Genomic DNA, 9,297 nt, shown 5'->3' with positions numbered 1-9,297 from the left:
CAGTCTCGACGGTAACCGTCACGTTGAACCTACCAGACGTGTCGAACTGATGATCGACAACGGCACCACGAGCGTCGGTCGTTCCATTTTCGTCGAAGTCCCACCTGTAGTTCGTCCCAGTGATCCTACTTGCGTTGAAGCGGGCCGGTGTTCCGACTTGTGGATTCTCGGGCTCGACCAGGATTTCCTCAGATGGAGTTGTTGTCCCTGTGAATGCGACCGCAGTGCCACGATACTCGTCACTGATATCTCCCCCAAGCACAACGATTGTTCCGTTCGAGGCAGCCATGCCTGCACTGAGCGCATCGATGTTCGAGGTCGAGACCGACGTGGACCACTGCTCGTCACCTGAAGACGACGACAGTGCACGAAGCTGAGTTCCGTCAACCGTGAGTACCTGCTCACCAACGACGACGGATGTTGTTCCTTCGTTCGTCCATCTGGTCGCAGTCGTTTCACGATCGATGGCAACGATTCCATTAGAATCGGTCGTGAAGATCGTCTCTTCGGTGACTGCTATCGGTGCCCCCGACTCGACGGAGCGGCTGTCAGTGACAGATCGAGTCGAGATATTAAACGCTACCAGCTGTGGCGATTCCCGGAGGTAGTCTTTCTCAAGGCGAACATAGAGCGTCCCGTCCGCGAGTACTGGATCACTGATGCTGCCAGTTGACTCTACGGAATCACTGACAGTCTGCCACTTGACGTTCCCAGTATCGCGGTCCAGCGCAGTAATACAGAGGAATTTTCGCTCGCTATCGGAGACGGAACACGAACCGGCAACGTAGACGGACCCATTTCCGACAGCCGGTGCATTCGTTTCGCCAGTCTGCTCATCGATATTGGGGAGTGGCGTGTTCCAGTGAGAAGTCCCATTAGTCGGATCAAGCGCGTGCACGCTCCCTCGATCTCCGAGTCGCGTATATACGACCCCCTCGTGAGAAGTAATTCCATATCCCGTAAACCGTGAGTGGTCCTTCTGCCACTCTCGAGTCCCAGTTTTGAGATCAACGCCATAGAGCGCATCGTTCTCACCGATTATGACCGTCTCTCCGTCGGTCGCAATATCATAGGTAAACTTCTGTTCGGTATTGACACCGAACGACCATCGTTGATCACCTGTTGTAAGGTTAACTGCAGTGAGTGATCCGTGTTCTGTGTCCGAACTTGACCACTCTGTTCCAAATAGAACCGTGTCTTCGACAATAATCGGATCAGTCAGCCGCTCCGTGTCGTTCTCAACTAGGTCAAATGACCATGCTCTATCAGGCGCCTCCGCAGGCGGCGTTCCGTCGCTGACACGACTATTCCGTTCATCGTATCCCGTGTTAGGCCACGCCGCTGGATCGTCGACTATCTGTGTGTCTATCGCTGTCGCATTGGTTGCAGGTACAGCAGCTCCGGCTGCGGCAGTGCCAAGAAGAACTATCGTTAGTAATCCGATGAAAAGGCCAATACGAACCCCTCGGAAACATGGTTGTCGCTGTTTTCTGGCCTGCGTACTCGACTCGCTGATTCCGTCCATGGATATACTACATAGGCTATCAGTTGTGATAATAAATATTTCTGCATATTATTCCATAAGTAGAGGGAAGATCTCGGTCTTTCGAGCAACACCGTGACGCTTGGCCTACTCGGCTGGGAGAGCGCGGTGTCCAACTGATGTGAGAGAACTGTCTATGCGATACCCGACGCTATCGCTCTGGAGCGTAGCGCACGTCGAAAAAATGGAACCGCAACTGCAATCGGATAGGGACTGATCCGCGGTGGAGCAGTAGTTAGGTGTGATTACGAGTCGACGGATTCACCGCTACGCCAGGCATCGATGACGTCGCTCAGCAGACCGAGACCGATCTCACTGCTGCGCCAGTCGTCGATGGCGGTGCTGAGACCCGAGAGCTCGACGACGCCGTTCTCGTTGGCGTAGTCGGAGACAGTCGGTTCGTCACTCGCGGCCTCTTCGACGGTGATCTCCGTCGGTTCGAGGTCGTTGACCGAGACGTTGTAGGAGCCGGCCTCCTCGGGCAGGTAGATCTCCTGGACGATTTCCGTGGAGTTACCCGCATCGACGGAGACGGTCGTGTTGGTGTACTCGTCGCCAGCCGCGTGGAAGTACACTGTCGTCTCGCCGCTGAGGTCGCCGGTGTTCTCAACAGTGGCGGTCACGTTGAGCGTCTCGCCGACCGTAATGTTCTCTTTGTCAACGTCGTAGCTGACGTCAAACGATGCAGGTGCCTGCACCGTGATCTCAGTCGCGTTGAGGTCGTTGATCGAGACGTTGTGCGAGCCAGCACTGTCGAAGCTCGTGGTGAACTCGACGGTGGTGCTGTTGTTCGCGTCAACGTCAACAGACTGGTTCTCAACTTCCGTGCCGTCCGCGTTGAACGTCACGTCAGCCGAGCCAGCTGCGTCGCCTGCGTTGGTGACCGTCGCCGTGACAGTCACGTTCTCGCCGACTTCGACGGTCTCACTGTCGACGTCGTAGTCAACGGAGATGTCAGGCTGTGCGGCGGGTTCAGCCGTGATTGTCGCCTGACCCATGTTCGTGCCGGCGAGCGTTGCGTTCACCGTGATGTCACCAGCTTCGCTAGCGTTCACCGTGAACTGTGCAGTGCCGTTCGCGTCCGTGGTCTGGTCGGCAACGTCGACGCCGGCACCAGTCACGTTCAGCGTGGCACCTTCAACGGCACTCCCGTTGTTCTCGTAGGTGACCGTGGTGTTGACCGTGGTCTCCTCGCCGACCGTCACCGAATCAACGTCAGTCGAGACGGTGAGTGTCGGGTCTTCGATCGTGAGGGTTGCACTGCCCTTCTTGAGGTTGGTAACAGCGTCGATGGTCGACGTGCCAGCACTGTCAGCGGAGACGGTGACGCTTGCGACGCCATCGCCGTTCGTGTCAGCGCTTGCACTGTTGACCGTCGTGTTGCTGTTACTGTTATCGTCGAAGTTGACCGTGATGTCCGGGACCGTAATGACCGTCCCGTCGGACTGCTTGATCGTGGCGTCCGCCTGGACGGTATCGCCACGGATGACCGACGATTCGTTGAGCTCAAGCGAGACCTGACCGATGTTGTCGTAGATGGTCACCGTGCCAGAGTCACTACTCGAGCCATATTCGACTTCCATCGTCACGTCTTCCGCGGCCGGATCTGTGAAGCTGACATACGCAGTACCATTATCTGCCAGCTTCAAGTTGCCAGTACTGGCGTCGATACTTTCACCGGTTGCCGTCCCATCGGCTAACTGACCGGTACTGTTGACCCAGTTATCCACGGCGAAGTTTTCTGCATCAGGACTGCTAATCGTGAATGACGTGTCAACGGAACTGCTGACAGGGTTACCTTGTGCGTCCAGCGCCTGAACTTTCAGGACTGCGGTCTGCTTGTCATTCGTCGCAGTTCCTTTGATCGCATCCTCGACATTGGTGACAGTGATGTCAGCAACGGGACCCGACTGGGAAGTATACGTGATGTTCACGCCCGTGGACGTACCAGCGATCGTGGCGTTGACCACGTAGTCACCAGTTTTGTCACCAGCCGTGAAGTTGAAGTCGGCAGTGCCGTCAGAAGCCGTGGTGACAGTGCTCGTGTTGAGCGACGCACCACTCGATCCTTCAGGCGTCGAGACGATCTCAAGGTTCATGTCTCCAGCGCCGAAGTTGGCGCCGGTGTCATCCTGAAGACGCACCTGCCCGGTGATCGTGTTTGTGACCTGCGGCTTGGTCGCACTGACATCGTTGCCGTTGGTGAAGTCATCACCATCAGAGACATCCGGGTCAGCCGCGATCTGGGTCGGTGAGACCTCGTTGACGACGACGACATTATTCGAGAGGACGGTCGTGACCTCCGAATCACTGGTGTTCGTCGTCACCGCGAGCGTGGTGTTCGTCGCGTCCGCCGTGACGTTGACACCGATGTTCTGGAAGACAACGGCTTCTCCAGAACTGTCGAAGTTCTTGACTTCTACGGTGACGTTCTGTTCGTTGATGACCGCAGGGTTAACCTGTGTTGCAGTGTCATCAAAGCCAAGAGTCAGAGTATTACTATCACTTTGGTCGAACGTCACTCCAGAACCGTCTGCAATGCTGATAGTGATATTAGTGTTATCGGCAATATCACTGTCAGTCGCCGATGCGACGGTAATATCCTTCAGAGCGTTCTGGTCTTCACCGTCGTTGTCCACGTCAACGGTATCACCGTTGTAGGTATAGTCAGGACGCTGAAGGGTGATGAACGTCCCAGTGTCTTCACTCGTGATTACAGCGCCATTCGGTGAAGACTGTGTCTGAGCACTGACCTTGACATCAGTGCCGTCAGCAGGCTGGTTCGTGACGTTCAGCGAGAAGCCACTGAACACAACATTGTCAGTGGCTTCAAAGTCACCAGAGACGTTCACAGTCAGGTTGTTTTCGTTAACGACTGCTGGTGCATTCTTGCTTTCAGCAGTCTCCCCATTCGGTCCAGTCACATTGTTAACCGTAGCAGTGACTGTACCGGAGGTATCGAACGTGACGTCACTGTCATTCAGCATCACAGTCACATTCGTCCCATCACCGATGTCACCATTTGCAGACGAGGTGACCGTGATCGTATCACCAGTAGCCTGACCCTCCTGTCCAACCGCAAGGTCGAACGAAGACCCAAGGCTAACACCTGGTTTTGTGACCGCGATCTGATTGCCAGTAGTCGAGGTGAGTGATCCTCCAGTATCACTGGCAGGGGTTGCTTCCACGGTCAGCGCGGAATCACTGGCATCGGCAGTCAGGTTGACGGCCAAGCCATCTAGATCCACCGAGTCACCGGCCGCAAAGTCACTCGTGACCGGCACGACGATTTTCTCTTCCGAGATCGTCGCTGCCGACTCATTCACGTTATCATTATTGTCCGTAATCGTCGATGCAACATCGACACTCGTATCGAGCGTAACTCCGTTCGATTGATTCGCGTAGATGATCAGGTCCGTCTGGTTACCGATCTGACCATCGACGGTTGCGGTACTGACCGTGACAGTTCCAATATTATTCCCGGTCGATGCCGCTCCGAAGCTCCCGCTGGGGCCAGAGATAGATGCCTGATGGGTGGTGATCGTTAGTGATTGAGAATTAACCCCCACGCGGGTGTCAACCTTGAAGGATGATCCGGCGTCCTGACTCACATCCATATAGAGCTGTCCGAAGCTGATAGAATCAGCACTAGTGGAACTGAACCCACTATAGTCGAACTTGATCGTCTGGGAGTCGGTAAACCGGACATTGCTGAGCGACCCGCTGCTGGTCTGCCGTACTGTCAAGTCAGACTGAGTCTGATTGAATGTTACTCCGTCCGGAACGGTGATTTCACCGGAGCCAGATCCTCCGAAATCATCAGTAGTTTCGGAAATGGTGAACGATGTTGTACTCGTCCCTAGAGATTGGGCTTCGGCACCCAACACCACATCCTGATTGCCTGAGCTGACATTTGTCGCTGCGGCCGCACTGCCTGCGAACGCGGTGGTCATCGCGACGACCGAGATGACCATCATGGTCGCGAGAAGTACTGCGCGCAACTTCTCTGTCGTATTATCGCCTGTCATTGATTGTTAATATAGGGTTGTGTGTTACTCATTAGTCGATACATCATGGCTCCTCTTCGTCGAAGTACTCCCGGAGGATCTGCTCGAGTTCCTCCGAGACCCGCCTGTCTTCGCGGATGGCCTGCGACCGGACACGTCGCCAAATCTTATCGTCAATCTTGATCGTCGTACGGGTGATATTGTCCCCGTCATCTGACTCCGTCATTTCAGCGCTCATGGATTTGACAACCACCAGTCGGCATTGGGTACCCGCATCATGTCGGGCAGGTGTCGTGCAGTGTACTTGCGAAGCTATACTTCCGCCACAGTTGTCTGGTCATTTTCGTTTACCTTCTGCCTCAGATAACTCTACTACACTACTGGAACTTAATTGTTGTTGCATACTACCCCACTAGACCATTAGCAGTAAAGAACAGTCTTTAACTAGATCATACCACCCGACGGAGCGGGGGTGATACGCGTGCGTACAACTAGAAATAGTCTCTGTACTGAGTATGTGTACCCAATTCCTAATGACGCAAATATCATTTCACGGGTATGCGAACGGAGGAATCTCGGAGAAATTGATCAACTTGGGGCTTGGTGGCCCACAGAAACACCTTTCTTGTGAGATTTCAAATGGGGCGACAATGGGTACACGAACAGACGATGAGTATCTCAGCGAACTCCAGCGGCTTGCCGACGAACATGGCGAGCCAGTGACGCGCGAAGACATCAAAGAGCACGGGCAGTACAGTCCAACGCCGTACCATCGGGAGTTCGACTCACTCTTCGAGGCGCGCAAGGAGGCGGGCCTTGAGCGCGGGCTGGACCGACACGAAGCACGGATCGAGACCGACACGAAGCACGGATCGAGACCGAGGCATTGCTGGCCGATCTTCGCGATGTGAGTGAGCAGGTCGATGGCGCACCCTCACAGACGGATGTCACCGAATACGGTTCATATTCCGCGCCGACATATCGGGATCGCTTCGGATCCTGGGACCTGCCCTTGAAGCGGCCGGACTCGACGATGAGCAAGACGTACAGCAGGACCCAGACCGTGAGGACCTACTGGCCGACCTTCGACGGCTTGCCGACGACCATGGCGAGCCAGTCGCTGCGAGCGATATCATCAACCATGGCAAATATCATACGAACCACTATTACTCGCTCTTCGACTCACTAGCAGATGCGCGCGAGGCGGCCGGGCTCGAGCGTGGCCCCGAGGCCGGCACACCCGAGATCGAGACCGAGGAGTTGCTCGCCGAACTCCAGCAGCTTGGTGATGAGGTTGGTCAACCACCATCGATGTCAGATATGATCGACCACGGCCAGCACTCGCCGTCGACATATCAGGCTCGGTTTGACTCCTGGTACGATGCGCTCGAGGCTGCTGGCTTCGATTGTGACCGACCATCTGCGCCAGTGACCCGTGACCAATTACTCGCCGACCTCCAACGACTCGCCGACGAACATGGCGAGCCGGTAACCACATCGGTTATCGACACACACGGCCAATATAGCATCTCGACATATTTCCGGACCTTCGAGTCACTCGCAACAGCCCGTGAGGCGGCAGGACTCGACTCTGGTCAGGAACGTGCAACCGGCGATATCGATACAGAGACGCTCCTGGCTGAATTCGAGCGGGTCGCCGACACGGTTGATGGTCGTCCCACGATCGCCGACATCACCGAACATGGGCAGTACTCGGCGTCACCCTACCGAGATCGGTTTGGATCGTGGACAGCGGCGCTCGAGGCCGCCGGCTATGACCCTGCTTCTGTGTCCGAAGGGCCGACAACACGCGACGAGCTGTTAGCCGATCTCCAGCGGTTGGCGGACGAGCATGGGAAGCCTGTTCGAACGACGGATATTCGCGAACATGGAAACCATAGCACGACAACTATTATCGCCACTTTGACTCGTTGTCGGAAGCCTTCGAACTCGCTGGCGTGGAAGAATAGACACACGGAGTTACTCCCTCATCATCGCGTCTTTCGCCTTCTGGATCTGCTTGTGCTCGGCGAGTTTGGGATCGGCCTGCTCTTAGTGGACGCTGAACTCGGTCAGTGCGACGGCGATCAGGAGATCCTCCTGTCGATTGGTGAGAGACATCACCGGCGTTGCCACGGCTCCGTATATAAACTCTCGCGTCACAGAAACGCCGGCCAGAGGCCAGCGTTGAGCCCCCATCCCCTGGAGGTGATCTGTCGCCAGGGGAGGGACCGAGACCGATGTGCGTGACAATTGGCTTCACGTCGAAACGTGATTCGATCTCGAATAGCGAGGGACCGTCTGTCTCGGGTCGGGCGGATCTTGTCAGGCAACGACTGAATCCTCTCCCCCGCCGTCTGTCCCTTGTGAGTATATTGTTATCAATTTATTGGCTTGTTGATGCTGTCACAAATAGTTAATGATCATCACCACAAACAATAGGACGCCTCCACTCCCCCTCTCCTCCACCCCATCCGGAGGCAGACTCCATCCCCATTCCGTTTTCATGGCGATATCGGAAGAATCGGAACCGGCTCGATGATGGCTATTCAGCGAGGCTCTCCCCACTCCTATGCACGAAATCGGATAATCGGAACTTTCGGAAACCGCCCTCGAACAGTTAACCATCGAGACAATCCAGTTGGAGGTATGGGTACAAACAGAGACGTCGCATCGTCGATAGACCAAATTCCCAACCTACCGTCCCTCGAGAATGGCATCACGCTCCTGGAGTCATCGTCTCCCGGCGCGTTTCACGCACTCGCCGTCGACCATCTCCTCCTCGAATGGCCAGGAACTGCGTGGTGGATCGATACGTTCGGCCACGCACAGACAAAGCCACTCGCAGATGTTGCACCGAGCCGCCGCGTTCTCAAGAAGATCCAGACCGCCCGTGCATTCACTGCCTACCAGCACCACACGCTATGTTCGAGGCTGCTCGAGGATCCTGACTACGGGACACTCGCAACCGTCGACCGGGACGACGTCGGCCTGATCGTGGCGCCGGCGGTGGACGGCCTCTACCGCGACGACGATCTCGGTGAAGACGAGTCCGAGCGGATGGTCGTGTCGGCGCTCGCCCGGCTGGCAGCTGCGGCTCGTCGATATGAGTGTCCGGTTCTGGTTTCGAAGGCCCGGGATGATGAGTTCGCGGCGCCGATCGACAACCTCGTCGACGAGCGGATCGAGTGACTGGAGACCGATGAGGGGGCGCGGTTTATCGGAAAGGAGTTCGAGTCATTGGTCTACCCGGTCGGGAATGGAATGCTCCAAACCACGCTCACCTTCTGGAAGCAGATCCTCGAAGTACGTGAGCCGGCGTATCCGACGCCGATCACCGGGGACTCGATTCAGGAGGTGGCATAGATGGGGAAGACGAACCCCACCTATCGTGACCAGTTGCGTCACCTCGAGGAGGACTGGCAGCCGTTCCGGCGGGCACTGCGGGTGCAGTATCGCGACGGGTTTGATCAGCTATTCGACGACACGCGACAGTTTGCGGATGCCGCCGGGATCCAAAACGAGATGACAGTAATGGAGCCGTTTCTCATCTCCGTGTTGTTAGCACAGGAGTGTCGGATCCAAGAACTCGAAGCGCGTCTCGAAGTAGCTGGGGAGCCGTAGACCGGGAGATGTCGATCTGGAGTGTGCCAGCGGCCTCGCGTGTCTCAGTGTCGTGCTCGAGGAGCGATCGGCGGCGGTGTTCATTGTGGAATCTAGTACCGGGACGAGAACCTTCAACAACCA

The 9,297-nt window shown here is 56.1% G+C and carries 7 protein-coding genes and 1 pseudogene; 5 read left to right on the top strand and 3 right to left on the bottom strand.

Going from position 1 to position 9,297, the window contains the following annotated elements:
* The 3 genes from CP556_RS21530 to CP556_RS26225 all read right to left on the bottom strand — a co-directional run.
* Positions 1-1,525, bottom strand: a 1,525-nt coding sequence (locus tag CP556_RS21530) for an outer membrane protein assembly factor BamB family protein (protein ID WP_141551739.1), incomplete at its 3' end; no start/stop codon positions are given.
* 263 nt (positions 1,526-1,788) lie between these two features.
* Positions 1,789-5,571 (bottom strand): beta strand repeat-containing protein, encoded by a 3,783-nt coding sequence (locus CP556_RS21525; protein ID WP_098727735.1) that lies wholly within the window; start codon positions 5,569-5,571, stop codon positions 1,789-1,791.
* A 43-nt stretch (positions 5,572-5,614) separates the two neighbouring features.
* A complete protein-coding gene (locus CP556_RS26225) occupies positions 5,615-5,776 on the bottom strand; it encodes a hypothetical protein (protein ID WP_176548287.1) in 162 nt (53 codons plus the stop codon).
* A gap of 424 nt (positions 5,777-6,200) precedes the next feature.
* Here CP556_RS26225 and CP556_RS21520 point away from each other — a divergent pair, with 424 nt between their 5' ends.
* From CP556_RS21520 to CP556_RS21510, 5 genes and pseudogenes are all read left to right on the top strand, one after another.
* The gene (locus tag CP556_RS21520) at positions 6,201-6,461 is read left to right on the top strand and encodes a homing endonuclease associated repeat-containing protein (RefSeq protein WP_098727733.1); all 261 of its coding nucleotides are present in this window, start codon (positions 6,201-6,203) and stop codon (positions 6,459-6,461) included.
* Positions 6,462-6,504: 43 nt separating this feature from the next.
* Positions 6,505-6,708: pseudogene (locus tag CP556_RS27385) on the top strand (homing endonuclease associated repeat-containing protein); the annotation flags it as partial.
* 102 nt (positions 6,709-6,810) lie between these two features.
* A complete protein-coding gene (locus CP556_RS26220) occupies positions 6,811-7,800 on the top strand; it encodes a homing endonuclease associated repeat-containing protein (RefSeq protein WP_255291563.1) in 990 nt (329 codons plus the stop codon).
* A 399-nt stretch (positions 7,801-8,199) separates the two neighbouring features.
* Entirely contained in the window at positions 8,200-8,742 is a 543-nt protein-coding gene (locus tag CP556_RS21515; RefSeq protein ID WP_098727732.1) for a hypothetical protein, read from the top strand.
* 174 nt (positions 8,743-8,916) lie between these two features.
* Entirely contained in the window at positions 8,917-9,174 is a 258-nt protein-coding gene (locus tag CP556_RS21510) for a DUF8156 family protein (RefSeq protein WP_098727731.1), read from the top strand.
* The last annotated feature ends 123 nt before the right edge of the window (positions 9,175-9,297 follow it).

This window comes from Natrinema sp. CBA1119 (assembly GCF_002572525.1).
Classification (GTDB): Archaea; Halobacteriota; Halobacteria; order Halobacteriales; family Natrialbaceae; genus Natrinema.
Note: the sequence above shows the minus strand (reverse complement) of the source record. Positions and strands in the feature narration are given on the sequence as shown.

What these genes read in the sequence shown, in the direction of transcription:
- CP556_RS21525 (WP_098727735.1), bottom strand. Translation starts at nt 5,571, where the DNA reads ATGACAGGCGATAATACGACAGAGAAGTTGCGCGCAGTACTTCTCGCG.
- CP556_RS21515 (WP_098727732.1), top strand. Translation starts at nt 8,200, where the DNA reads ATGGGTACAAACAGAGACGTCGCATCGTCGATAGACCAAATTCCCAAC.
- CP556_RS21510 (WP_098727731.1), top strand. Translation starts at nt 8,917, where the DNA reads ATGGGGAAGACGAACCCCACCTATCGTGACCAGTTGCGTCACCTCGAG.
- CP556_RS26225 (WP_176548287.1), bottom strand. Translation starts at nt 5,776, where the DNA reads ATGACGGAGTCAGATGACGGGGACAATATCACCCGTACGACGATCAAG.
- CP556_RS21520 (WP_098727733.1), top strand. Translation starts at nt 6,201, where the DNA reads ATGGGTACACGAACAGACGATGAGTATCTCAGCGAACTCCAGCGGCTT.